The organism is Streptomyces sp. NPDC005374, assembly GCF_042872225.1.
Classification (GTDB): Bacteria; Actinomycetota; Actinomycetes; order Streptomycetales; family Streptomycetaceae; genus Streptomyces.
The window spans coordinates 164,512-190,316 of the sequence record NZ_JBIAKA010000020.1 but is presented as its reverse complement, the minus strand read 5'-3'; the positions used below and the strand labels follow the sequence as shown (position 1 = coordinate 190,316).

14 protein-coding genes are annotated in these 25,805 nt (G+C 70.4%); 4 read left to right on the top strand and 10 right to left on the bottom strand.

Going from position 1 to position 25,805, the window contains the following annotated elements; genetic code table 11:
* The first annotated feature begins 239 nt into the window (after window positions 1-239).
* From ACFYRX_RS38955 to ACFYRX_RS38945, 3 genes are all read left to right on the top strand, one after another.
* Window positions 240-1,007, top strand: a complete 768-nt coding sequence (locus ACFYRX_RS38955) for a hypothetical protein (RefSeq protein WP_389110780.1) — start codon at window positions 240-242, stop codon at window positions 1,005-1,007.
* A gap of 113 nt (window positions 1,008-1,120) precedes the next feature.
* Entirely contained in the window at window positions 1,121-3,385 is a 2,265-nt protein-coding gene (locus ACFYRX_RS38950) for a HelD family protein (RefSeq protein WP_389110778.1), read from the top strand.
* Between the two features lie 79 nt (window positions 3,386-3,464).
* A complete protein-coding gene (locus ACFYRX_RS38945; RefSeq protein WP_389110775.1) occupies window positions 3,465-4,853 on the top strand; it encodes a cytochrome in 1,389 nt (462 codons plus the stop codon).
* A 538-nt stretch (window positions 4,854-5,391) separates the two neighbouring features.
* Here ACFYRX_RS38945 and glgB read toward each other — a convergent pair.
* The 5 genes from glgB to ACFYRX_RS38920 form a co-directional block, all read right to left on the bottom strand.
* Window positions 5,392-7,809, bottom strand: a complete 2,418-nt coding sequence (glgB, locus tag ACFYRX_RS38940; protein ID WP_389110772.1) for a 1,4-alpha-glucan branching enzyme — start codon at window positions 7,807-7,809, stop codon at window positions 5,392-5,394.
* Window positions 7,810-7,837: 28 nt separating this feature from the next.
* Window positions 7,838-9,226, bottom strand: a complete 1,389-nt coding sequence (locus ACFYRX_RS38935; protein WP_389110769.1) for a maltokinase — start codon at window positions 9,224-9,226, stop codon at window positions 7,838-7,840.
* A 104-nt stretch (window positions 9,227-9,330) separates the two neighbouring features.
* On the bottom strand, window positions 9,331-11,031 hold the full coding sequence (gene treS, locus ACFYRX_RS38930) for a maltose alpha-D-glucosyltransferase (RefSeq protein WP_389110766.1): 1,701 nt from the start codon (window positions 11,029-11,031) through the stop codon (window positions 9,331-9,333).
* Window positions 11,028-13,115: an alpha-1,4-glucan--maltose-1-phosphate maltosyltransferase gene (locus ACFYRX_RS38925; protein WP_389110763.1), complete on the bottom strand. Its 2,088-nt coding sequence runs from the start codon at window positions 13,113-13,115 to the stop codon at window positions 11,028-11,030. Before ACFYRX_RS38925 ends, treS begins: the two co-directional genes overlap by 4 nt.
* A gap of 216 nt (window positions 13,116-13,331) precedes the next feature.
* Window positions 13,332-14,534: a S8 family peptidase gene (locus ACFYRX_RS38920; protein ID WP_389110761.1), complete on the bottom strand. Its 1,203-nt coding sequence runs from the start codon at window positions 14,532-14,534 to the stop codon at window positions 13,332-13,334.
* Window positions 14,535-14,832: 298 nt separating this feature from the next.
* Here ACFYRX_RS38920 and ACFYRX_RS38915 point away from each other — a divergent pair, with 298 nt between their 5' ends.
* Window positions 14,833-17,451 (top strand): glycosyltransferase family 1 protein, encoded by a 2,619-nt coding sequence (locus tag ACFYRX_RS38915; RefSeq protein ID WP_389110758.1) that lies wholly within the window; start codon window positions 14,833-14,835, stop codon window positions 17,449-17,451.
* A gap of 30 nt (window positions 17,452-17,481) precedes the next feature.
* Here the strand turns inward: ACFYRX_RS38915 and ACFYRX_RS38910 are convergent, their stop codons facing one another.
* The 5 genes from ACFYRX_RS38910 to ACFYRX_RS38890 form a co-directional block, all read right to left on the bottom strand.
* Window positions 17,482-17,991 (bottom strand): DUF1990 family protein, encoded by a 510-nt coding sequence (locus ACFYRX_RS38910; protein ID WP_389110755.1) that lies wholly within the window; start codon window positions 17,989-17,991, stop codon window positions 17,482-17,484.
* Between the two features lie 71 nt (window positions 17,992-18,062).
* Complete coding sequence (locus ACFYRX_RS38905) at window positions 18,063-19,721, bottom strand: M4 family metallopeptidase (RefSeq protein WP_389110752.1); 1,659 nt, start codon at window positions 19,719-19,721, stop codon at window positions 18,063-18,065.
* A 296-nt stretch (window positions 19,722-20,017) separates the two neighbouring features.
* Entirely contained in the window at window positions 20,018-22,066 is a 2,049-nt protein-coding gene (locus tag ACFYRX_RS38900; RefSeq protein ID WP_389110749.1) for a M4 family metallopeptidase, read from the bottom strand.
* A 237-nt stretch (window positions 22,067-22,303) separates the two neighbouring features.
* Window positions 22,304-24,079, bottom strand: coding sequence for an ABC transporter ATP-binding protein (locus ACFYRX_RS38895; protein WP_389110746.1), 1,776 nt, complete (start codon window positions 24,077-24,079; stop codon window positions 22,304-22,306).
* Complete coding sequence (locus ACFYRX_RS38890) at window positions 24,076-25,782, bottom strand: ABC transporter transmembrane domain-containing protein (protein WP_389110743.1); 1,707 nt, start codon at window positions 25,780-25,782, stop codon at window positions 24,076-24,078. Before ACFYRX_RS38890 ends, ACFYRX_RS38895 begins: the two co-directional genes overlap by 4 nt.
* Window positions 25,783-25,805 lie beyond the last annotated feature (23 nt).

Sequence of the window (25,805 nt, the reverse complement as noted above, 5' to 3'; positions counted from 1 at the left end):
GTAGGTAGTTAATCCTTGCACTTTTCGGTGCGCGAGGAACTAAGATCGAATTCGGCGCGACCGCTTTGCTTTCCCTTTGCTGTGGGCCCGTTGTGGAATAAGAATCGGATGCTATAAATATCGAGCAACCCAGGGACAAGCGCTTTCGGAACTTCTTCGTAGCGTCATGGGAGCGCTCCTGCGTCTCCTTTGAGTTCCAGCCTTTTCCACCCCCCACAGCACGAGAGAAAGGCCGTGAAGTGAACGCACTTCTCACGGGAGCCGAACGTCGGATACGTCGTTCCACCGGTGTGGCCGTGATCGGCACGGTGGCGGTCGGCGCGATGCTGGCCGGCACCGTCTCCGCTCAGGCCGCGGACGATAACTGGTACGACCAATCGGCTCTGCTCACCTCCTGCACGCAGAAGGTGGACGGCCTGGGCAAGGCCGACCGGTGCCGGTTCGAACCGGCGAGCCGGACCATCTTCACGGGCCCCGCGAAGCAGGTCAGCTCCACCGTGCACGCCTGCGGAGGGACGATCACCTTCGGCCGGCAGACGACCGAGTCTCGCACGGAGGAGAACAGCATCAGCGTCTCCGCCAGTGTGGAAGCGGGCCTGTCGAAGGTCTTCAGCGCCTCGATCCAGACGAGCTTCGGCCACACCTGGTCGTACTCCACCTCGGAGACCCAGGAGATCGGCAGCGAGGTGCCCTCGTACTCGATCGGCTTCGCGACGATCGCCCCGGCGATGCAGCGGGTCACGGGCCGCATGGTCATCAACTATCCCAAGCGCCGCCACGGCCACTTCGTGTGGTACGCCTACCCGACGCTCACGCAGTACGACCCGGACGAGATGCAGTACTCGACCGTCACCGTCCAGACCCGCCCGATGAACGCATCCGAGCGCCAGTCGATGTGCAACAACAGCGGTGCGGCCTCCACCGGGTCGACCACGCACACGACGATCCATCTCGCCCAGTCGGGCACCTCGCAGGGCGCCCCCCTGAACTCCACGCCCAGGAACTGACACATGAGAAAACCCCCGGGTGGCGTTGCGCCCGGGGGTTTTCCCTGCGTATATTGAGTGATTCGTGACTTCGAAGTGATTCAGGTCACGAAGTAGCTCAGTAGGCACAGTATATGTGGGCGGGAGTGGAATTGTCAAACACCGGTTTGCCAGACCATGAAATCAAGCGCGAACAGGAATTCATCGACGACCTGTACGCGCGCGTGGACGCCCTGCGCGGCAACACCGAGACGTCGGTGACCGATGCGCTCGCCCAGGGCAACACCCCCATGCAGGCCCGGCTGGAGCGGGACATCCTGGTCGCCGAGCGCTCAGGGCTGCTCGCCGCGCTGAACGCGGTCGACGGCTCGCTCTGCTTCGGCAGGATCGACCTCACCTCGGGGATCACCCACCACATCGGCCGGATCGGCCTGCGCACCGACGACGCCGAACGCACCCCGGTCCTCGTCGACTGGCGGGCCGACGTCGCCCGCCCCTTCTACCTGGCCACCGGCCACACCCCGATGGGCCTGCGCCGCCGCCGGCACATCGGCACCGACGGCCGCCGGGTGACCGACCTGCACGACGAGATCCTCGACCTGGGCGACCAGGAGCGCACCGGCCACGAGGACCCGACCGGCGACGCCGTCCTGCTCTCCGCGCTGAACTCCGCGCGCACCGGCCGCATGAGCGACATCGTGCAGACCATCCAGGCCGAACAGGACGAGATCATCCGAGCCCCCCATCGCGGGGTGCTGGTGGTGGAGGGCGGCCCGGGCACCGGGAAGACGGCGGTGGCCCTGCACCGGGCCGCCTATCTCCTCTACGAACACCGGGAGCTGCTCGCCAAACGGGCCGTGCTGATCGTCGGCCCCAACCCGGCCTTCCTCGGCTACATCGGCGAGGTGCTCCCCGCGCTGGGCGAGACCGGGGTGCTTCTGGCCACGGTCGGCGAGCTCTTCCCCGGCGTGAAGGCGACGGAGACCGACAGCCGTGCGGCGGCCGCGGTGAAGGGGCGGGCCGACATGGCGGACGCCCTCGCCGACGCCGTACGCGACTGGCAGGCGCTGCCCGACCCGGTGATCGCGGTCGAGCACGACCGCGAGGTCCTGATGCTCGACGACGGCCTCGTGAAGGTCGCCCGTGAGCGCACCCGCGCCGCCGGACTGCCGCACAACGTGGCCCGGGAGCACTTCGAGGGTCACATCCTCAACACGCTCACCGAGCTGTACGCCGAGCGGGTCGGCACCGACCCGTACGACGGCAGCAGCCTCCTCGACCCGAGCGACATCACCCAGATCCGCGACGAGATCGCCGAGAACCCCGAAGTCTGGTCCGCCATCGACCAGTTGTGGCCGCGACTGACCCCGCAGCGGCTGGTCGCCGACTTCCTCGCGGACCCCGTCGGCCACCTCCCCGACGAGGACGCGGCCGCCATCCGCCGCCCGGTGACCCGGGGCTGGACCGTGGCGGACGTGCCCCTGCTCGACGAGGCCGCCGAACTCCTCGGCGTGGACGAGCGGTTGGCGCGGGCACGGGCCGAGCGCGAGCGGGAGACCCAGGTCGCCTACGCGCAGGGCGTGCTGGACGTGTCGTACGCCTCGCGGACCTACGAGTTCGAGGACAAGGACGAGGAGGACTCCGAGGTCCTGTCCGCGCACAACATCATCGACGCCGAGCGGTTCGCCGAGCGTCAGGAGCAGGACGACCACCGCAGCGCCGCCGAACGCGCGGCGGCCGACCGCACCTGGGCGTTCGGGCACATCATCGTCGACGAGGCGCAGGAACTGTCGCCGATGGCCTGGCGGCTGCTCATGCGGCGCAGCCCGACCCGCTCGATGACACTGGTCGGCGACCCGGCGCAGACCGCGGAGGCGGCGGGCGTCGGCTCGTGGGAGCGCATCCTGGAGCCCTACGTCGAGGACCGCTGGGAGCACGTCCGGCTGGGCGTCAACTACCGCACCCCGGCCGAGATCATGGACCTGGCGGCGGCCGTCGTACGCGCTGAGAACCCCGACTTCGAACCCCCGAGCTCGGTCCGTTCCACCGGCGTACGGCCGTGGGTGCGCGCCACCGACGACCTGCCCGGCGCGGTCGCCGAGGCGGTGAAGGAGCTGACCCCGGCCGAGGGGCGGCTCGCGGTCATCGCCCCGCGCCATCTGCACCGCAGGCTGGCGGCCCGGCTCGAGGGGGTGACGGCGGGCGCGGAGCCGGACCTGACGCAGACTGTCGTACTCCTGGACCCCCGGCAGTCCAAGGGGCTCGAATTCGACTCGGTGCTCGTGGTCGAACCGGGTCTGTACGGCACCAGCGATCTCTATGTCGCGCTGACCCGGGCGACCCAGCGGCTGGGGGTGCTGCACACGGGCCGGCTGCCGAAGGCACTGGTCACCGTCTGAGTACCGGGTATCAACAACTCGTAACAGTTCACGCCGGAGTCACTGCCCGCGCACGGTCGGTGCGGTATGCGTGTGCGGTATGGAAGCCCATTCCCACCCCGTCCCGCCGGCCGACGGCCCCACGCTCGGGTCGCTGCCCGTCGAGCCGCTGCTCACCGCCGAGTTCGACGTCGACCCCGGCGCGGTGTACGAACGGCTGCGCGGCACCTATGGTCCGGTCGCGCCGGTCGGTCTGATGGGGGTGCCGGTGTGGCTGGTGCTCGGGTACACCGAGGTCACCGAGGTGCTGCGCAACGAGGACCTGTGGCGCCGGGACGTGCGCTACTGGCGGGCCCGGGCCGAAGGGCGGCTGCCGCGGGACTGGCCGTTGCTGGCCGGCTACGAGGTACGCCAGATGATGTTCATGGACGACGAGGAGCATCTGCGGAACCGGCGCTCCCAGCACTCGGCGCTGAGCCCCTTCCAGGACGCGCGGAGCCCGGAGGGGTGGGGGCTGCGGGCCGCGGTCGCGCGGTACGCCGACGAACTGGTCGGCATGCTGGCCGCCGAGTCGGGAGCTGTGGGGTTCGCCGACCTCGGGGCGCAGTACACCCGGCCGCTGTTGCTCATGGTGACGACCGAGCTGTTCGGCTGTCCGGTGGAGTTGGGCGACGAGCTGGTGATGGACCTGTGGCGGATGCTGGACGGCGGGCCGGACTCGGGGCCGGCGACCGGACGGGCGCTCGGCGCCTTCACCCGGCTCGCCGCGCACCGCCGGGCTCTCCCCGGTGACGACCTCACGTCCTACATGCTGCTCGCGGACCCCGGGCTGACGGACGAGGAGTTGGGGCGGGAGCTGTTCATGAACGCCGTGTACCTGAACGACATCACCGGCAACATGGTGCTCAACACGCTCCTTGAGGTGCTGCGCGGAAACGCGACGGTCCGGCGGAGCCTCTCGGCGGGACGACTCGGTGAGACGGTCAACCGGGCGGCCCTTGCCAATCCTCCGGTGGCCAACATGTGCTTCCGGTTCGCGGCGCGGGACGTGCGGCTGGGGGACGTATGGGTGCGGGCGGGGGACGCCGTGTCTCCGTCCGCGGCGGCGGCGCACCGGGATCTGCTGGCGATCAGTTCGTCCCACCTGGTGGGGTCGACGGTGTCCACGCGGGCACATCTGGGGTGGGGGGCGGGGCCGCATCAATGTCCCAGTGCGGCGCGGGAGTTGGGCGGGATGATCGTGTCGACGGCGGTGGGGCGAGTGCTGGACCACTTCGTGCGCGCGGAGCTGACGCTGCCGTCGGATCAGTTGCCGTGGCGGTCGGGGCCGGTGGTGCGGGGATTGCGGCTGTTGCCGGTGCGGTACGAGTTGGGCGCGGGGGTTCCTGCGGTGCCCCGGCGTACGACCCTGTCGGGGCCCCCGTCGACGGGCCATGAACCCCGCGGATTGCTGGCGATCCTGCGCAAGTTGATGTTCGTCGGCCGGTGACGTCGCGACAGCTGTCTGATGCGAGAACTCCTTGCTCCCGAAGGAGACCGGCAAGCGGCCGAACAATCCCTCCGTACCGCGTACGCGCAGGGCGGAGCCGGCCCCCGCAGCCCGGGCCGCAGACCGAAGTGAGCAGCCTTCCCCGCGCACCGCCGTCACCGCCTCGACGGACGTGGAACCGCCGCGAGCCGCTGCTCAGGGCGCCTTGGATGCCTCGGCTGCGCCGCCTGGGGAACCTGATCCCGAACACGGGGCCGAGCCCGGTGTGAGTCCGGTCTCCGAGGCCTGGCTGCGGCCCGAGACCGCCTCGGACCCCACCACGGCCGCCCCTCTGGAGCAACTGGCCGAAGAAGTGCGGGCCCGGGTGAGCAGGCTGCTCGACGAGTCGGGGATGGCCCGGCAGGCGCTGGACCTGCCGGCCGACAAGGCGTGTGCAGGCGAGACCGGGTTCGCGTTCAGCCGAGGGCAGGCCGACGCGATCGTCCGCGAGGTCCCCCGTGCCCTCCGTGCTCTCCGTCCAGCCGCCCGTTTCGACTCCCTACGCCGGCCGCAGCCACACCGTAGCCAGGGGTGGCAGGGTGAGCTGGATGCTGGCCGGGCGGCCGTGCCAGGCCTGGGGGTCCGGTTTCAGGACGTCCGGGTTGGTGATGTCGCCGCCGCCGTACTTGGCCGTGTCCGTGTTCAGGGACTCCAGCCAGGCGGGGACGTCGTCGGGGGCGCCGAGGCGGTAGCCGGGGCGAGCCACGGGGGAGAGGTTGGAGACCGCGAGCAGCGGGCTGCCGTCCGCGTCGTAGCGGAGGAAGGCGATGACGTTGTCCTCGGCCGCGTCGCCCACGATCCACTGGAAGCCCGACGGGTCCGCGTCGCGCTGCCACAGTGCCGGGGTGTGGCGGTAGACGACGTTGAGGTCGCGGACCAGGTCGCGGACACCCCGGTGGTCGGCCTCCGCCCCGTAGGCCGGGTCGAGGAGCCACCAGTCCGGGCCGTGGGCCTCGGACCACTCCGCGCCCTGGGCGAACTCCTGGCCCATGAACAGGAGTTGCTTGCCGGGGTGGGCCCACATGAAGGCCAGGTACGCGCGCAGGTTGGCCCGCTGCTGCCACCAGTCGCCCGGCATCTTGGAGACCAGCGACCGCTTGCCGTGGACGACCTCGTCGTGCGAGATGGGCAGGACGTAGTTCTCGCTGTACGCGTACACCATCGAGAAGGTCATCTCGTGGTGGTGGTACCTGCGGTGGACCGGCTCGTGGGCCATGTAGTCCAGCGAGTCGTGCATCCAGCCCATGTTCCACTTCAGGCCGAAGCCGAGGCCGCCGAAGCCGCCAGGGCCCATGTGGTGCGTCGCGCGGGTCACGCCGTCCCACGCCGTGGACTCCTCGGCGATCGTCACCACGCCGGGGACCCGGCGGTACACGGTCGCGTTCATCTCCTGGAGGAAGTCCACCGCGTCCAGGTTCTCCCGGCCGCCGTGCGCGTTCGGGACCCACTGACCCGGCTCGCGCGAGTAATCGAGGTAGAGCATGGAGGCGACCGCGTCGACCCGCAGGCCGTCGATGTGGAACTCCTCGCACCAGTACACGGCGTTGGCGACCAGGAAGTTGCGGACCTCCCGGCGGCCGTAGTCGAACTCCAGCGTGCCCCAGTCGGGGTGGGCCGCGCGGAGCGGGTCCTCGTGCTCGTACAGGGTGCGGCCGTCGAACTCGGCCAACGCCCAGTCGTCGCGCGGGAAGTGGGCCGGCACCCAGTCCATCAGGACGCCGATACCGGCCTGGTGGAGGGCGTCGACCAGGTACTTGAAGTCATCCGGCGTGCCGAGGCGGGCCGTGGGTGCGTAGAAGCCGGTGACCTGGTAGCCCCAGGAGCCGCCGAAGGGGTGCTCGGCGACCGGCATCAGCTCGACGTGGGTGAAGCCCATGTCCTTGACGTAGGCGGGCAGTTGTTCGGCCAGCTGACGGTAGGTCAGGCCGGGGCGCCAGGACGGGAGATGGATCTCGTACACCGAGAAGGGCGCCTCGTGGGCCGGTGCTCCGGCCGCCCGGTTCGCGAGCCACTCCTCGTCGTGCCACTCGTGGTGCGAGGCGTGCACGATCGAGGAGGTGGCGGGCGGGACCTCGGTGCGGCGGGCCATCGGGTCCGCGCGCAGGGTCTTCGAGCCGTCGGGCCGGGTGATCTCGAACTTGTAGAGCTCGCCCTCGCCGACGCCCGGGACGAACAGCTCCCATACGCCGGTGGAGCCGAGCGAGCGCATGGCGAACGCCGAGGGGTCCCAGAAGTTGAAGGTGCCGGCCACCCGCACGCCCCGCGCGTTCGGCGCCCACACCGTGAACCGGGTGCCGGTCACGCCCCGGTGGGTCATGGGCTGCGCGCCCAGCGCCGTCCACAGCTCCTCGTGCCGGCCCTCGCCGAGCAGATGCAGGTCGAGGTCGCCGAGCGCGGGCAGGAAGGAGTACATGTCCTCGGTGTCCTGGACCGCCCCCTCGTACGCCACGAGCAGGCGGTAGGCCGGGACCTCGCTCAGCGGGAGCAGGCCCGTGAAGAAGCCGCCCCCGTCGTCCTGCAGCTCGGCCCGGAGCGTGTCGGCGACGACGGTGACGGACAGGGCGTACGGCCGGAAGACCCGGAAGGCCACCCCGCCGGGCACGGGATGGGCGCCGAGCACCGAGTGCGGGGCGTGGTGGGTGCCGGCGAGGAGCCGGTCGCGGTCCTCGGCGGGCACGTCCGGCGGTGAGACCGGGACCGTCGCGGTGACCTTCCCGGGCTTCGCTGTGTCCTTGTCCGCGGTGTCCTTCTTGGCCACGCTTTTGGTGACGGCTTCGGTGACGGCTTCCGTGACGGTTTTGGTGGCGGCCTTCTTTCCGGTCGCCTTCTTGTCCGCCGGCTTCTTGTCCGTCGGCTTCTTCGCCGCTTTCGCGGACTTCTTCTTCGGATCCGAACCGCTGGGGGTGGGCGGGGTCACGTGCGGTGCCTCCTCGGCGAAGATCGGGTCACATCGGGTCGTTTGCCGCGTACCGCGCCACCGCGGCCATCGGCACCGGCAGCCAGTCCGGGCGGTGCCGGGCCTCGTAGACGACCTCGTAGACGGCCTTGTCGGTCTCGTAGGCGCGCAGCAGTACCGGATCGGTCCGCGGGTCCACACCGCTGACTTCGGCGTATCCGGAACAGTAAGCGGCCCGGCACGCCTCTGCCCAGCCCGGAACCGGCAGGTCGGTCGAGTGCGCCGCGTAGTCGAAGGAGCGCAGCATGCCCGCGATGTCCCGGGCCGGGGGCTGCGGCAGCCGGCGTTCGGAGAGCGGCTTGGACGGCTCGCCCTCGAAGTCGATCAGCGACCACTGTCCGGAGGCCGAGCGCAGACACTGCCCGAGATGCAGATCGCCGTGGATCCGCTGGGCGGTCCAGGTGCTGCCCTCGGCGGCCAGATCACCCAGCGCGGTGAACGCGGAACGCAGGCCGGGCGCGTACGGCCGGAGCGCGGGGACCGCCTGTACGGCCGCCTCCAGCCGCTCGATCATGCCGTCGACGAGCAGGTGCAGCTGCTGGGGGCCGAGCGTGACGGTGGGCAGCGCCCGGGCGAGCGCGGTGTGCACCTCGGCGGTGGCCCGCCCTAGCGCGTGCGCCTCGGCGCTGAAGTCCTCACCCTTGGCCAGCTCCCGCAGGGCCAGCTCCCAGCCGTCCGAGGCTCCCTGCACGAAGGGCTGGAGCACACCGAGGGTGTACGGCTCTCCGGCCAGCTCCGCCCGCAGCCACCCGGTCGGCGCGGGTACCCGGGGGCAGCCCTCCCTGGCCAGCGCCTGCGGGAGCTCCAGGTCCGGATTGACACCGGGCACGACCCGGCGCAGGAGTTTCAGGATGAACGTATCTCCATAGACGATCGACGAGTTCGACTGCTCGGCGGTCAGTACCCGGGCCACCAGTCCGTCGCGGATCTCCTGGTGCGGATCGCGCTCGAAACGCAGCCCGCCGATCCGGGCTCCGGTGCGGATCGCCTCCAGGAGCAGTTCGGCGGGCAGGGGGTCGTGGAGGGCGTCGTACGCGGTACCGCCGGCGAGCGGACCCTCCTCGACATGGCCGATCAGCGCGGGCGCCAGCCGGGGTGGCAGCGCCTCGCGCACGCCTATGAGGAGCTGGTAGCAGTCGCCGGGGTGCGGCGGGGCGCCCACGACGAGCGGCTGGTGGGCGCGGACCAGCAGGTGGTACAGGCCGAGCTTGGCCGTGGGCGGCAGCAGCTCGGTGGCCGCGACCAACGAGAACCCGGTGACCGGCCGCCCCTTGCCCGCGAACCAGCGCTGCCGTGGCAGCCACTCGCGCAGAAGTGGATCGAGTGAGGCGAGGAGGCCTGGACTTGTCGTGGCGGTGCGGGTGACGGCTTCCGACATTGCGTGGCGTCCTTTCCCCGTGGCTGGTCGGGGTGCTACTGATGCGTGCCCCGGGTGGGCCGGTGGAAACCGCCCCACCCGGGTCCTGGACGGGTCCCGAGCGGCTACGCGCCTTCTTTCCGCAGCCGGAACCAGTAGAAGCCGTGCCCGCCGAGGGTCAGCAGATACGGCAGCTCACCGACCGCCGGGAAGCGGACCCCGCCGAACAGCTCCACCGGGTGCCGTCCGCTGAAGGCGCTCAGATCCAGTTCGGTCGGCTGTGCGAACCGGGAGAAGTTGTGCACGCACAGGACGAGGTCGTCCTCGTACTCCCTCAGGAACGCGAGCACCGCGGGGTTGGAGGACGGCAGCTCGGTGAAGGACCCGAGCCCGAAGGCCGGGTTCTGCTTGCGGATCTCGATCATCCGGCGGGTCCAGTGCAGCAACGACGAGGGCGACGCCATCGACGCCTCGACGTTGGTGACCTGGTAACCGTAGACCGGGTCCATGATGGTCGGCAGGGACAGCCGCCCGGGGTCACAGGACGAAAAACCCGCGTTACGGTCCGGTGTCCACTGCATGGGGGTGCGTACGGCGTCGCGGTCGCCGAGCCAGATGTTGTCGCCCATGCCGATCTCGTCGCCGTAGTAGAGGATCGGCGAGCCGGGCAGGGAGAGCAGGAGCGCGGTGAAGAGCTCGATCTGGTTGCGGTCGTTGTCGAGGAGAGGCGCCAGCCGCCGCCTGATGCCGATGTTGGCGCGCATACGCGGGTCCTTGGCGTATTCGGCCCACATGTAGTCGCGTTCCTCGTCGGTGACCATTTCGAGGGTGAGCTCGTCATGGTTGCGCAGGAAGATGCCCCACTGGCAGTTGGAGGGGATCGCCGGGGTCTTGGCGAGGATCTCCGACACGGGGTAGCGCGATTCGCGGCGCACGGCCATGAAGATGCGGGGCATGACCGGGAAGTGGAAGGCCATGTGGCATTCGTCGCCGCCGGACTCGTAGTCGCCGAAGTAGTCGACGACGTCCTCCGGCCACTGGTTCGCCTCCGCCAGGACCACCGTGTCCGGGTAGGAGGCGTCGATCTCCTTGCGGACCCGCTTGAGGAACTCGTGGGTCGCCGGAAGGTTTTCGCAGTTGGTGCCCTCCTCCTGGTACAGGTACGGCACGGCGTCCAGGCGGAATCCGTCGATGCCGAGGTCCAGCCAGAAGCGCAGGGCCGAGATCATCTCCTCCTGGACGGCCGGGTTCTCGTAGTTGAGGTCCGGCTGGTGGGAGAAGAAGCGGTGCCAGTAGTACTGCTTGCGGACCGGGTCGAAGGTCCAGTTGGAGGCCTCGGTGTCGACGAAGATGATCCGCGCGTCCGGGAACTGCTTGTCGTCGTCGGCCCACGTGTAGTAGTCGCCGTAGGGGCCGTCGGGGTTGGCGCGGGACTCCTGGAACCACGGGTGCTGGTCGCTGGTGTGGTTCATGACGAAGTCGATGATGACGCGCATGCCGCGTTGGTGGGCGGCGTCGACGAACTCCACGAAGTCGGCGAGGTCGCCGAACTCCGGCAGTACGGCGGTGTAGTCGGAGACGTCGTAACCGCCGTCCCTGAGCGGTGACTTGAAGAACGGCGGCAGCCACAGGCAGTCGATGCCCAGCCACTGGAGGTAGTCCAGCTTGGCGGTGATGCCCTTGAGGTCGCCGATGCCGTCGCCGTTGCTGTCCTGGAAGGAACGGACCAGGACCTCGTAGAAGACGGCTCGTTTGAACCAGTCGGGGTCGCGGTCCTTGGCGGGGGTGTCCTCGAAGGTGTCCGGGACGGGCTCGTTGACGATCATGTTGTGGGTGACCCTCCGATCTGCGGGGTGGGTCGCAGGAAGGTGAGGATGTGCGCGGGACGAGTGCCCGGTTCGAGACGCACGTAGTTCGCCCTGCCCCAGTGATAGTTCTCACCAGTGAGCTCGTCGCGCACCGGTACCGACTCGTGCCAGTCCAGGCCGAGTTGCGGCATGTCCAACGAGACCGTCGCCTCCTGGGTGTGGTGCGGGTCGAGGTTCACGACCACCAGAACCGTGTTCGAGCCGCTCCGTTTCGAGTACGCGATCACCGAATCCTTGTCCGTGTGGTGGAAGTGGAGATCACGCAGCTGCCGCAGCGCCGGACTGTCCCGCCTGATGGTGTTGAGCTGTGTGATGAGGGGGGCGAGGGAGTCGTCTCGGTCCCAGTCGCGGGTCTTGAGCTGGTACTTCTCCGAGTCGAGGTATTCCTCGCCGCCGGCGCGCAGCGGGGTGTTCTCGGCGAGTTCGTATCCGGAGTAGATGCCCCAGGTCGGCGAGAGGGTCGCGGCGAGCACCGCGCGCAGGGCGAACGCGGGGCGGCCGCCGTGCTGCAGGTGTTCGGGCAGGATGTCGGGGGTGTTGGCGAAGAAGTTCGGCCGCATGTAGGAGGCCGCCTCACCCGAGAGTTCGCTCAGATACTCGGTGAGTTCCTCCTTCGTGGTGCGCCAGGTGAAGTAGGTGTAGGACTGCTGGAACCCGATCTGCGCCAGCGTGTGCATCATCGCCGGCCGCGTGAACGCCTCCGCCAGGAAGATCACATCCGGGTCGGTGGTGTTGATGTCGGCGATCACGCGTTCCCAGAAGAGGACCGGCTTGGTGTGCGGGTTGTCCACCCGGAAGATCCGCACCCCGTGGTCCATCCAGTGCCGCAGCACCCGCACCGTCTCGGCGATCAGACCGTCCAGGTCGGCGTCGAAGGCGATCGGGTAGATGTCCTGGTACTTCTTGGGCGGGTTCTCCGCGTAGGCGATGGTGCCGTCCGGACGGTGATGGAACCACTCCGGATGCTTCTGCACCCACGGGTGGTCCGGCGAGCACTGCAGGGCGAAGTCCAGCGCGATCTCCAGACCCTGACCAGTGGCCTGCTGGACGAACCAGTCGAAGTCCTCCAGGGTGCCCAGATCCGGGTGGACCGCGTCATGGCCGCCCTCCGGCGAGCCGATCGCCCACGGCACCCCCACATCCTCCGGACCGGCGGACAGGGTGTTGTTGCGGCCCTTGCGGAAGGTCGTGCCGATCGGGTGGATCGGCGGCAGGTACACCACGTCGAAGCCCATCGCGGCGATCGCCGGAAGCCTGCGCGCGGCCGTACGGAACGTGCCGTGCGGCCGCTCCGGAGTGCCCTCGGAGCGCGGGAAGAACTCGTACCACGAGCCGAACAGCGCCCGCTCCCGCTCCACCAGCAGCGGCAACGACTCCGACGCCGTGATCAGCTCCCGCAACGGATACCGGGCCAGGATCTCGTCCACCTCGGGCGTCAGCGCGGCGGCGAGGCGGGCGGCGGCGGGCCGGGCCTCGTCCCGCAGGGCGCTGATGGCCGCGAGGATCACGGTGTTGCGGCCGTCGTCGGGGACGCCGGCCGCGGCTCGTTCGTAGAGCCGGGCGCCCTCCTCCAGGACCAGCTCGGTGTCCATGCCCGCAGGGATCTTGATCTGGGCGTGGTGCCGCCAGGTGGTGACGGGGTCGCCCCAGGCCTCGACGGCGAAGGTCCACAGACCCGGTGCGCCGGCGGTGACGGTGGCGCCCCAGCGGTCCGTGCCCGGGGCGAGTTCCCGCAGCGGGGTCCACGGCCCGGCACGGCCTTCCGGGTCCTTCAGTACGACATTGGCGGCGACCGCGTCATGGCCCTCACGGAACACGGTGGCCGAGATCTCGAACGTCTCGCCGGTGACCGCCTTGGCGGGCCGTCGTCCGCGCTGGACGACCGGGCGGACGTCGAGGACGGGTATGCGCCCGACGGCGGTAGCCGGACCCGCCTGCCTGGAGGGTCGCTCCCGGGGCGGTGGTCCGGTGTCCACAGGGCGCGTGGGGGGTGCTTCGGTGCTGGACGTCGGGGGTGCTGACGGGTGGTGCTTGGCGGGCATGACCGCTCCTGTCCGCGTCATCTTCGGGTGGGCGGATGGATGTGGGGAGGGGGTCCTGCGGGGGTGTACCGGTGAAACTACCCGAGCCGTGTACCCGGGGAGCCTTCCCACCCTATTCGGGTGGGCAATCCGGCACTTTGCTAACTACTCACGCGTATGTCTGCACACAAGACCGGCCCCGTTCGGACGAACGGGGCCGGTCCGCGGAAACCCTCCCTACGATCCCGGCACCTGGAGAAGTTTGTCCGGTGATCCGGCCCCCCGGCCGGACACCTTCCCGGATTCCGCCAGGTTCACCAGGGCTTTGCCCACCTGCGCCGGAGTCGCCCTCGGATGGTCGGCCAGATACAGCGCGGCCGCCCCCGCCGCGTGCGGGGTCGCCATCGAGGTACCGGAAGCGGTCGCCCTCGCGGTGTCGCTCGTGATGCCCGCCGAGGTGATCGAGACACCGGGCGCGAACAGGTCGACGGCCGGGCCGTAATTGGAGAAACCGGCCCGCGCGTCCTTCGTGTCGGTCGCGCCGACCGTGATCGCCTGCGGCACGTCGGCGGGCGAGTAGAGCCCGGCCGGCAGTCCGCCGTTGCCCGCGGCGACCGTGTACGTCACCCCGGACGCGATGGAGTTGCGTACGGCGACGTCCAGCTGGTCGTTGTGCCCGCCGCCCAGGCTGAGATTGGCGACCGCCGGTTTCCGCGCGTTCCTCGTCACCCAGTCGATACCGGCGATGACCTGCGCGGTCGTGCCCGATCCCGCGTTGTCGAGGACGCGTACGGCGACCACCTGGGCCCGCTTGGCGACGCCGTACCCGGCACCGGCGACGGTGGCCGCCACATGGGTGCCGTGGCCGTTGCCGTCGCCCGCGGATCTGTCGTTCCCGACGAAGTCCCAGCCGTAGCTCGCCCTGCCCCCGAAGTCCCGGTGGGAGATCCGGATCCCGGTGTCGATCACGTACACCGTCGTCCCGGCGCCCGCGGACCGTGGCCCGGTGTAGGACCTGTCCAGGGGCAGCCGGGGCTGGTCGACCCTGTCCAGACCCCAGGACGGCGGGTTCTTCTGGGTGCGCTCCAGCGTCACCCGGGTGTCCTGGACGACCGAGGCGACCCGTGGGTCCGCAGCGAGCCGCCGGGCCTGTCTCTCGTCGGCCCTGACCGCGTAGCCGTTGAGTACCGTGCCGTAGGTATGGCTGATTCTCGCCCCGTACTTCTCGGCGAGGTCCTTTCCCGTCTCCGACGGAGCCCTTGTTCCCCCCTTGAGCGTCACCAGGTAACTTCCGCTGACGGAACCGGGCTCTCCGGCACCGAGTATCCGTCCCTCCGGAGCGGCGTGCGCGGGCAGGGTGGTGGCCGAAAGCACGGCGGCACAGCTCACCGCGGTCAACCCCCCCAGCCGGCGCAGACGCCGATCTCGCGTCCGTGCCATGGCTTGACTTCCCCTCCTCGGATCGGCGTACGGCAGCCGTGGACCGCCGGATGCACCCGACGTCGGCCGCTACGCCATGGGGAAGCCTCTCGTGCGGTGTGAAGTACCACAAGGACGCCTACAGGGAGGGAATCGGCCATATCGGCCATGGCGGATGTGTGGGGGTTGCGGCGGATTCCGGTCCGTGGGATCCGGAGCGGCGCCGTGGTGAGGAGACCCGTCTCCCGGATACCGTCGAGGTTGACGACGGGACCCACATCGCCGTGTGTCCCCCTCCGCACGCCTGACGAGGTGGCAAGTGAAGGCTATCCGTCGATTCACCGTCCGACCCGTACTCCCCGAGGTCCTGCGGCCGTTGAGCGATCTGGCGCGCAACCTGCGCTGGTCCTGGCACGCGGAGACCCGCGACCTCTTCCAGTCCGTCGATCCCGAACACTGGACCGCGTCGGGCGGTGATCCCGTACGGCTGCTCGGCAGCGTCGGCTCCGCGCGGCTCGCCGAACTCGCCGGGGACGACAGCTTCCTGCAGCGGCTCACCGCTGTCGCCGACGACCTCCACGACTACGTCACCGGTGAGCGCTGGTACCAGGCCCACACCGGTGAACTCCCCGCCGCCGTCGCCTACTTCTCGCCCGAGTTCGGCGTCACGGCCGCCCTGCCGCAGTACTCCGGCGGCCTGGGAATCCTGGCGGGCGACCACCTGAAAGCGGCCAGCGACCTGGGCGTGCCGCTGATCGGGGTCGGCCTGCTGTACCGGCACGGGTACTTCCGCCAGTCCCTGTCCAGGGACGGCTGGCAGCAGGAGCACTACCCCGTCCTGGACCCCAACGAGCTGCCGGTGGCCCTGCTGAACGAGGCCGACGGCACCCCGGCGCAGGTGTCGCTCGCCCTCCCCGGCGGCAGGCGGCTCCACGCCCGGATCTGGCTCGCCCAGGTCGGCCGGGTGCCCCTGCTGATGCTGGACTCCGACGTCGAGGAGAACGACCTCGGCGAACGCGGAGTGACCGACCGGCTCTACGGCGGCGGCAGCGACCACCGGCTGCTCCAGGAGATGCTGCTCGGGATAGGGGGCGTCCGCGCCGTACGGACGTACTGCCGGCTCACCGGTCACGCGAGCCCCGAGGTGTTCCACACCAACGAGGGGCACGCCGGCTTCCTCGGCCTGGAGCGGATCGCCGAACTCTGCGACCAGGGGCTCGACTTCGACGCGGGGCTGGAGGCGGTCCGGGCCGGGACCGTCTTCACCACGCACACCCCCGTCCCGGCCGGCATCGACCGCTTCGACCGGGAGCTGGTCGCCCGGCACTTCGGTCCCGAGGCCGAACTCCCGCGCATGGACGTGGGCCGGATCCTGGCGCTCGGCATGGAGACCTACCCGGGCGGCGAACCCAACCTCTTCAACATGGCCGTGATGGGCCTGCGGCTCGCCCAGCGCGCCAACGGCGTCTCCCTGTTGCACGGGCAGGTCAGCCGGGAGATGTTCTCCGGACTCTGGCCCGGATTCGACCCCGAGGAGGTGCCGATCACCTCCGTCACCAACGGGGTGCACGCCCCGACCTGGGTCGCGCCCGAGGTGTTCCGGCTCGGCGCCCGGCAGATCGGCGCCCAGCGCACCGAGGACGCGCTGACCGTCGGCGGCTCGGACCGCTGGGACGCCGTCGCCGACATCCCCGACCAGGACATCTGGGAGCTGCGCCGGGTGCTGCGCGAGCAACTGGTGGTGGAGGTGCGGGAGCGGCTGCGGGCGTCGTGGCGCCAGCGCGGCGCCAGCGCGGCGGAGCTGGGCTGGATCGACGGCGTGCTGGACCCCGACGTCCTCACGATCGGATTCGCGCGCCGCGTCCCCTCGTACAAGCGGCTGACGCTGATGCTGCGGGACCGCGACCGTCTGATGGAGCTGCTGCTGCACCCGGAGCGGCCCGTCCAGATCGTGGTGGCGGGCAAGGCGCACCCGGCGGACGACGGCGGGAAACGCCTGATCCAGGAGCTGGTCCGGTTCGCGGACGACCCGCGCGTGCGCCACCGGATCGTCTTCCTGCCCGACTACGGCATGGCGATGGCGCAGAAGCTGTACCCGGGCTGCGACATCTGGCTCAACAACCCGCTGCGGCCGTTGGAGGCGTGCGGGACGAGCGGTATGAAGGCCGCTCTGAACGGCTGCCTGAACCTCTCCGTCCTGGACGGCTGGTGGGACGAGTGGTACCAGCCCGACTTCGGCTGGCCGATCCCCACCGCGGACGGCATGGGCACCGACCCCGACCGCCGCGACGCCATCGAGGCCGACGCCCTCTACGACCTGCTCGAACAGCGGGTCACCCCGCGCTTCTACGAGCACGGCCGGGCGGGCCTGCCGGACCGCTGGATCGAGATGGTCCGCCAGACCCTGACCCTGCTGGGTCCGAAGGTCCTGGCGGGCCGCATGGTCCGGGAGTACGTCGAACGTCTCTACGCCCCCGCCGCCCACGCCCATCGCACGATGGCCCCGGACACCGCGCGCGAGCTGGCGGAGTGGAAGGCCAGGGTGCGTACGCAGTGGCACGGCGTCACGGTCGACCACGTCGAGACGACCACCGTGACGGCCACGGCCGAACTCGGCACCACGCTCGGACTCCGGGTCCGGGTGGGCCTCGGCGCCCTCGGCCCGGACGACGTGGAGATCCAGGCGGTGTCCGGCCGCGTGGACGAGGCGGACCGCATCGCGGACGCGGCGACGGTCCCGCTGAAGTCGGTGGGCGGCCCGGACCAGGAGGGCCGCTGGGTCTACGAGGGGCCGCTGTCCCTCGACCGCACGGGCCCCTTCGGCTACACGGTCCGCATCCTGCCCTCGCACCGGCTGCTGGCGTCGGGCGCGGAGCTGGGGCTGGTCGCGGTGCCCTCGGAGGACGTGGTGGAGGGGGCGGGCGTGCTCATGCGGTGAGCGACGGGGACGCGGGCCGGGCTTCCGCGCTCAGCCCGCGTCCTCGCCGCCGCACAGCCGCCGCAGCACCGTCCCGCACTTTCGCGCGTACGCGTGCTGCAGGCCTCGGGTCGCCGGGCCGCCCGCCCTGGAGTACCACTTGGCGCCCTTGCTGAACGCCGACACCGTCAGCCATACCGTGCCGTCGCCCGTGCGGTCCACGACGAAGGACTCCTCGCCGCATTCCGGATGGCCGGACAGCGTCCCGTAGGCCCAGCCCGCACGGCGGTGTTCCTCCACCGCCCAGACCACCCGGCAGGGGGCCTTGATGACGCCGGCCAGGGTGACCGTCACGTCCACGTCGGGGGCCGCCCGCTCCGCCGTGGCGTCGATGCCCACGCCCAGTGCGCGGTGCATCTCCCAGGTCAGGACGGCCTCGGAGGCCTTGCGGAAGACGTCGTGGCCCTCGCCTATGCGGGAGCGCACATGCAGGGGGTGGAAGCCGGGCGGGCAGAAACCGATGTGCCGGGTCGCACCGACGTCGTCGTACGTGAAGGACATGGGAACCAAGAGTAGGGCGGTACCCGGAAATGCCTTCGTTCCGGGTACCGCCCGTCAGTCCCTGGGGACCACTAGCTGACGTTGACCGCCGACCAGGCCGCCGCCACCGCGTTGTACTCGGCGCTGCCGGAGCCGTACAGGGCCGTCGCCGCGGAGAGCGTGCCCGTGCGCGCCGCCTTGTAGTTGGTCGTCGACGTGAAGTACGTCGTCAGCGCCTTGTACCAGATCTGCAGCGCCTTGGCGCGGCCGATGCCGGTGACCGTGGAGCCGTTGGACGTCGGCGAGTTGTAGGCCACGCCGTTGATCGTCTTCGCGCCGCTGCCCTCCGAGAGGAGGTAGAAGAAGTGGTTCGCGACGCCGGACGAGTAGTGGACGTCCAGGTTGCCGACGGAGGAGGACCAGGAGTCCGCCGAGCCGCCGTCCTTGCTGGGCTTGTCCATGTAGCGCAGCGGGGTGCCGTCGCCGTTGATGTTGATCTTCTCGCCGATGAGGTAGTCACCGACGTCGGAGGAGTTGGCCGCGTAGAACTCGACGCCCGTGCCGAAGATGTCGGAGGTCGCCTCGTTCAGGCCGCCGGACTCACCGCTGTAGTTCAGGCCCGCGGTGTTCGAGGTGACGCCGTGGCTCATCTCGTGGCCGGCCACGTCCAGCGAGGTCAGCGGGTGGGTGTTGCCCGAGCCGTCGCCGTACGTCATGCAGAAGCAGCTGTCGTCCCAGAACGCGTTGACGTACGCGTTGCCGTAGTGGACGCGCGAGTAGGCGCCGACGCCGTTGTTCTTGATGCCGCTGCGGCCGAAGGTGGCCTTGTAGAAGTCCCACGTCTCCTGCGCGCCGTAGGTGGCGTCCACGGCCGCGGTCTGGTCGGTGGTGGAGCTGGAGGCGGCGCCGGTGCCCCACACGTTGTCCGCGTCCGTGAACAGCGTGCCCGCGGAGGAGCTGGTGGTGTGGGACTTGTTGTATGTCTTGTGGCTGCCGCGGGTGGCGTCGGTGAGGTTGTACGTCGAGCCCGACAGGGTGGTCTCCAGGCTGACCGTGCCCGAGTACAGGCTCTTGCCGGTGCCGGTGGCGTTCTCGATGCCCTGGTACTCGAAGAGCTTCTTGCCGGTCGCGGCGTCGGTGATGACGTGCAGCTGGTTCGGGGTGCCGTCGTCCTGGAAGCCGCCGACGATCGTCTCGTAGGCGAGGACGGGGGTGCCCGAGCCGGCCCAGATGACCTTGCGGGCACCGTCGGCGGCGGTCTTGTCCGAGCCCGCGGCCTTGGCGGCGGTCAGCGCCTGGGCCTCGGCCTTGGCGACGGTGAGCTTCGGCGTCAGGGAGGTGACCTTGATGGTCTTGTTCGTCGCCTTGACGACGCCCTCGGTCGCACCGGACTTCGACTCGTGGACGACCAGGTCGCCGCCGAGGACGGGCAGGCCGTCGTAGGTGCGCTCGTAGCGGGTGTGCACCGTGCCGTCGGCGTCCTTCACGACGTCCTTGACGACCAGCTTCTCCTTGGAACCGAGGCCTATCTCCTGCGCCGTGGTGCCGGCGTCGGCCTGCTGCTCCTTGATGAGGGAGGTGCGCGCGGCCGCGGAGAGCTGGACCGGGGCGCCCGCGAGGGCCCTGCTGTCCGCCGGGGTCTGGGCGGCGGCGGTTCCGGTGGTCAGACCGGTGGTGAGAAGAGCTCCGGCCGCGACAGCGGTGGCGATGGCCAGAGTGGTGCGCTTGTGACGCGCGTAGAGGGGGGTCACACAAGCTCCTTCGTGGGGAACACCGGACGGCGTGGGGTGCCTTCCGGGGTGGCTGTGAAGTTGTGCGGCGGTTGTGAGGAAGCGTGGCATCAAGGCGCGTACATGTCATGACCCCGAAGTGATGTTGGCTGAAAGTCGACGGCTGGATGAACATTGCAGGCATGTAAAACGAGTTGACCTGGGTAAAGCCCCAACAGGACGTCGGTCATGGGAGGGCAAAAAGAGGGCGCCGCCCCGGGGAGTCGAACCTCCGGAGCGGCGCCCTGTTCTGTGGGTGCGGGCCTGCGGGTGCGGGCCTACGGGAAGGTGAGCTTCCAGCTGTTGATGTAGCCGGTGTCCTGGGCCGCGTTGTCCTGGACCCGCAACTGCCAGGTCCCGTTGGCGACTTCGGAGGACGCGTTCACCGTGTACGTGGTGTTGAGGTTGTCCGTGGAGCCGCCGGTGCCGTACGCCTTCAGCGTGTACGCCGTCCCGTCGGGGGCGATCAGCTGCACCCGGAGGTCACCGATGTAGGTGTGCACGATGTCGACCGCGACGGCGAGGTTCGACGGCGCGTTGCCCGTACGCCCCGACACGGTGATCGGCGAGTTGACCGCCGCCCCGTTGTCCGGAATCGATACGTCGGTGGTCGACTCGAACGAGGTGCCGCCACCGCCCCCGCCACCGGGACGCGCGCCGACCGCCACGCCCGCCCAGGCGTTCGCCACGGCCGTGTACTCGGCGCTCGTGGTGCCGTACAGCTCACCGGCCGCCGCGAGGGTGCCGGTGCGGGCCGCCGCGTAGTTGGTCGTGGACGTGAACTTCGTGGTCAGCGCGCGGAACCAGATCTTCTCGGCCTTGTCCCGGCCGATGCCGGTGACCGGAAGCCCGTCCGAGGTGGACGAGTTGTAGGTGACACCGTTGATGGTCTTGGTGCCACTGCCCTCCGACAGGAGGTAGAAGAAGTGGTTCGCCGGGCCCGACGAGTAGTGGACGTCCACCGACCCGATGCCCGAGTACCAACTGTCCTTGGACGCGCCGTCCTTGCTCGGCTTGTCCATGTAACGCAGCGGCGAGCCGTCGCCGTTGATGTCGATCTCCTCGCCGATGAGGTAGTCACCGACGTCGGAGGAGTTGTTGGCGTAGAACTCGACCGCCGTGCCGAAGATGTCGGAGGTGGCCTCGTTCAGACCGCCGGACTCGCCCGAGTAGTTGAGCCCCGCGGTGTTGGACGTGACGCCGTGGGTCATCTCGTGACCGGCCACGTCGATCGACGTCAGCGGGTGCGTGTTGCCCGAGCCGTCGCCGTACGTCATGCAGAAGCAGCTGTCGTCCCAGAACGCGTTGACGTATGCGTTGCCGTAGTGGACCCGGGAGTACGCCCCGACCCCGTCACCGCGGATACCCGAACGCCCCTGCACGTTCTTGTAGTAGTCCCAGGTGAGCGCGGCCCCGTAGTGCGCGTCGGCGCCCGCGGTCTCCGCGTTGGACGCGGCTCCGTTGCCCCAGATGTCGTCGGGGCCGGAGAAGAGGGTGCCGGTGCCGGAGGTGCCGCGGTTGAGGTTGTACGTCTTGTGGTTGCCGCGCGCCCCGTCGGTCAGGTTGTACGTCGACCCGGACTGCGTGGTGCCGAGGGTGACCGTGCCGCTGTACATGGTGTTGCCGGTGCCGGTCTCGATGCCCTGGTACTCGAAGAGCTTCTTGCCGGTCGCCGCGTCGGTGACGACGTGCAGCTGGTTCGGGGTGCCGTCCTCCTGGAGGCCGCCGACGACCGTCTCGTAGGCGAGGACGGGCGTGCCGTTGCCGGCCCAGATCACCTTGCGCGGGGCCTGGTCGGTGCCGGCCCTGTCGGCGCCCGCGGCCTTCGCCAGCGACAGCGCCTGCTGCTCGGCCTTGGCCGCGGCCACCTTCGGGGTCAGGGAGGCGACCTTGATGGTGGCCTTCGTCGCCTTGGTGACGCCCTCGGTCGCGCCCGCCTTCGTGGTGTCCACGACGAGGTCGCCGCCGAGGACGGGCAGGCCGTCGTAGGTGCGCTCGTAGCGGGTGTGGAGCGTGCCGTCGCCGTCCTTGACGACGTCACGGACGACCAGCTTCTCCTTGGCGCCGAGGCCGAGGTCCTTGGCGGTGTCCGCCTTCGTGGCGTTCGCCTTGCGTATCAGCTCGGCCCGCTGGGCGGGGGTGAGCTTGAGGGACTCGGAGCCCGGGATCACCTTGCCCGCGGCCGACGGTGCCTTCTCCGGGGCTGCGGTGGCGGCGCCGGACTGGACGGCGGCGGCGATCAGGGCCGAGACACCGACCAGGGCCACGGCGGCGGCCTTGCGGTGCAGGGTGTGGGGGGTGCGTCTGTGGGAGGAACTGTCTCTCAACACTGACTCCTTCTGCGCGGCCACGGATCACGCGGCCAGGGGAGACCGGACGATGGGTCGACCGTCCGGGCGGTACGCGGAACGAGGTGCAGGCGGCCGCGGAACGAGAACACAGCAAGATATCTGTGAGGTTGCTGTGAAGCGGCCGTGGGAAGCCTGGCACCGGAAAGCCCGTACTGTCAGGACCGCGTCAGGAAGTTGGCCGGAAATCGTTCGTTGTCCGGGAGTTCATGTTCGTTATACGGACTTTCCACCCTGGTCGGACACCGGCCGGCCCCCGTGCCACGACCCCCACAGCGCCGCGTACGCACCGTCCGCCGCCACCAGCTCCTCGTGCGTGCCGAGCTCGGTCAGCAGGCCGTTCTCCATCACCGCCACCCGGTCCGCGTCATGCGCGGTGTGCAGCCGGTGGGCGATCGCGATGACCGTGCGCCCTTCGAGCACGGCGGCCAGCGCGTGCTCGGTGTGCCGCGCGGTCGTGGGATCGAGAAGCGCGGTCGCCTCGTCGAGGATCAGTGTGTGCGGATCCGCCAGCACCACCCGGGCCAGGGCGAGTTGCTGCGCCTGCGGGCCGTCGGTGCGGCAACCGCCCTCGCCCAGCGCGGTGTCGAGCCCCGCGGGCAGCTCCCGCACCCAGCCGTCCGCTCCCACCGCGGTCAGCGCGGCCCACAACTCCTCGTCCCCCGCACCGGGTTCGGCGATGAGGAGGTTGTCGCGGACCGTACCCAGGAAGACATGGTGCTCCTGGGTGACCAGGACGACCTGGCGGCGCAGCTGCTCCGGGCCGAGGCCGACCACCGGGACCCCGCCGACGGTCACCGTCCCCGACGTGGGCGCGTCGACCCCCGCGAGCAGTCTGCTCAGCGTGGTCTTCCCGGCACCGGACGGACCCACCACCGCGAGCCGCTCACCGGGGCGCACGGTCAGGTCGACACCGTGCAGGACCTCGACGCCACGGCCGTAGGAGTAGTGCACACCGGTGACGTCGATACGGTCGTCCACGGGAGCGGGGGAGCCCCCTTCGGTCGAGCGCGGAGCCTGCGCGAGGCCCTCCACGCGGGCGAACGAGGCGCCGCTGGACTGGAGTTGCTCGACCCGCACCAGGATCTGGTCGAGTGGATTGACCAGCTGCTGCAGATACAGGGCGGCCGCCACGACCGAGCCCAGGCTCATCACGCCCCGTGCGTGCAGCATCCCGCCGACCAGCAGCACCCCCGCCACCGGCAGGATGTACGCCACCTCCACCACGGGGAAGAACACACTGCGCAGGTAGAGGGTGTAGAAGCGGGTGCGGCGGGCCGTGTCGAGGGCCGACCGGCTCGCCCCGACGCGCCGCTCGTGGAGGCGCAGCGCCTCGACCGTGCGGGCGCCCGACGCGGTGGCCCCGAGGATCTCGGCGACGTCCGAGGTGGCCGCGCCCTCGGCCAGGTAGCCGTCCCTGGCCCGCCGCAGGTACCAGCGCAGGACGAACCAGATCGGCAGCAGACCGAACACACCGACCGCGCCCAGCAGCGGGTTCAGGACGAACACCGCGGCCAGCAGGAACAGGAACTGCACGGAGTTGATGAGCAGTTCGGGTCCCGCGTCGCGCAACGTGGTGCCGACGGTGGCCACGTCGGCGGTGCCGCGGGCGGTGAGGTCGCCGGTGCCGGCGCGTTCCACGACGGAGGCGGGCAGGGTCAGGACGCGGTCCACGAACTCCTCGCGGACCCGGGCGAGGGTGCGTTCGCCGAAGCGGTGGCCGACGTAACGGGCCCAGCGGGCCAGCAGGAGCTGGGTGCACGCGCACGCCACGAGGACGAGCGAGAGCCGGTCCACCGCGGCCACGCCCGCACCGGCACGCACCTCGTCGATGATCCTGCCGAGCAGCCACGGGCCGGCCAGACCGCTGAGGGCGGCGAGCGAGTTCAGGCCGAGCACGGCGGTGAAGGCCCGGGTGTCGGCGCGGACCAGCCGGCCGGCGGCCCGCCGTACGGTGGCCTGGTCGGCGACCGGCAGATGGCCCTTGCTCACTGCGCGACCTCCATGTCCCGTGTGACCAGCGCGCGGTATCCCGGTTCCTCCGCGAGCAGCCGCTGATGGGTTCCGGTCGCCGCGAGTTTGCCGTCGACCAGGTAGTGGACCGTGTCGGCGCGGTCCAGCACGAGGGGGGAGGTGGTGGTGACGACTGTGGTGCGGCCGTGGCGGGCCTGTCGTAGGCGTTCGGCCACGAGGGCTTCCGTGTGTGCGTCCAGGGCGGAGGTGGGCTCGGTGGCGAGGAGGACCTCCGGGTCCGCGAGAAGGGCTCTGACCAGGCGGATGCGTTGGCGTTGGCCGCCGGAGAGGTTGCGGGCCTGGGCGTCCATGGGGGAGTCGAGACCGTCGGGGAGACCTTGGACGATGTCGTCCGCGGCGGCCGCGTGCAGGGCGGCCGCGGCTTTGTCGGGGCTCCCCGCGCCTTCGCGGGGTGCGATCACCTCACCCAGGCTTCCCGCGAACAGGTCCGCCTCGTGGTCCGCCATCAGGATGTGCTCCCTGATCTGCGGCAACCGGATCTCGTCCAGGGGGACTCCGGCCCAGGTCGCCATCGAGGAGGTGTAGCGGGCCAGGCGGTCCAGGACCGTCGCCGTGTCCGCGGGCCTCGCGCAGGCCAGTGCCGTCAGACGGCCCGGGAGGACGCGGACGCCCGACTCCGGGTCGTGCAGTACCGACGGCTCCGCCGGGGCGTCCCTGGTGCCCACGTCCTCGATCGGCTCCAGACGCAGGAACCGTACGACCCTGCGCGCCGCCACCGCACCGCGGCTCAGCTGGTATCCGCACTCCACCCAGAACGCCACCGGGCCCACCAGCACCGCGACATAGCCGTACACCGCCACCAACTCGCCCACGGTGATGTCCCCCTGGGCGGCCAGGCGGGCCGCGAGCCAGGTGACGACGGCGAGGAACAGGGTGGGCAGGCCGACGCCGAGGGCCTGGACCCAGCTGGTGACCGCGCCGACCCGGTAGCCCTGGGCCCGCAGCCGCTGGGAGTCGCGATGGAAGGCGTCGGCGACCAGGCCCTTGCCGCCGAGGCCGTTGAGGACGCGCAGGCCGCCCGCGAGGTCGGCGATCCGGGCGGTGAGAACGCCCTGGCGGTCGCGGTACTCCGTCTCCGCGCCCTGGAGGCGGGACAGGAACGGGCCCACCAGGACGACGATCGCCGGAATGCCGAGGAGGACCACGGTCGCCAGGACCGGCGAGACCGACACCAGCAGGGCGGCGACCGTCAGGTAGGCGACACACGCCCCGACGCCCGGGCCCACGACGGTCAGGGCCTGGGCGATCGTCTGCACGTCGCTCACGCCGATGGTGACGACCTCCCCGGCCCCGGTCCTGCGCGAGAGCGCCGAGCCGAGCCGGACCGCCTGCCCGACGACCACCTTGACCGTGCGGAAGTTGGCGTCCATCCGCACCCGGGTCATCGTGCGGTGCCGCATGATGCTCAGCCAGGCGTTGAAGGAGCCGACCAGGAACAGGGCCAGGCTCCAGCCGGTGAGCGCCGTCCAGTCGCCCGGCTCCAGACCCTCGTCGATCGCCTTCGCCATCAGATACGGCGTCGCCGCCAGCAGCACCATCCAGGAACTGCCCAGCAGCGCCCCGGCGACGGACCGCCCCGGCTGGCAGCGCACCAGCCACCACAGATACCGCCAGCCGCCGCGGACGTCGGGCGTGCCGGGATCCTCGTACGCGTCGATCACTTGTCCCCCTGGCCCTGTGGCTT

Bases quoted from the DNA above. Each gene is read 5' to 3' on its own strand.
- ACFYRX_RS38950 (WP_389110778.1), top strand. From the start codon at position 1,121: ATGTGGGCGGGAGTGGAATTGTCAAACACCGGTTTGCCAGACCATGAA.
- ACFYRX_RS38945 (WP_389110775.1), top strand. From the start codon at position 3,465: ATGGAAGCCCATTCCCACCCCGTCCCGCCGGCCGACGGCCCCACGCTC.
- ACFYRX_RS38935 (WP_389110769.1), bottom strand. From the start codon at position 9,226: ATGTCGGAAGCCGTCACCCGCACCGCCACGACAAGTCCAGGCCTCCTC.
- treS (WP_389110766.1), bottom strand. From the start codon at position 11,031: ATGATCGTCAACGAGCCCGTCCCGGACACCTTCGAGGACACCCCCGCC.
- ACFYRX_RS38925 (WP_389110763.1), bottom strand. From the start codon at position 13,115: ATGCCCGCCAAGCACCACCCGTCAGCACCCCCGACGTCCAGCACCGAA.
- ACFYRX_RS38920 (WP_389110761.1), bottom strand. From the start codon at position 14,534: ATGGCACGGACGCGAGATCGGCGTCTGCGCCGGCTGGGGGGGTTGACC.
- ACFYRX_RS38910 (WP_389110755.1), bottom strand. From the start codon at position 17,991: ATGTCCTTCACGTACGACGACGTCGGTGCGACCCGGCACATCGGTTTC.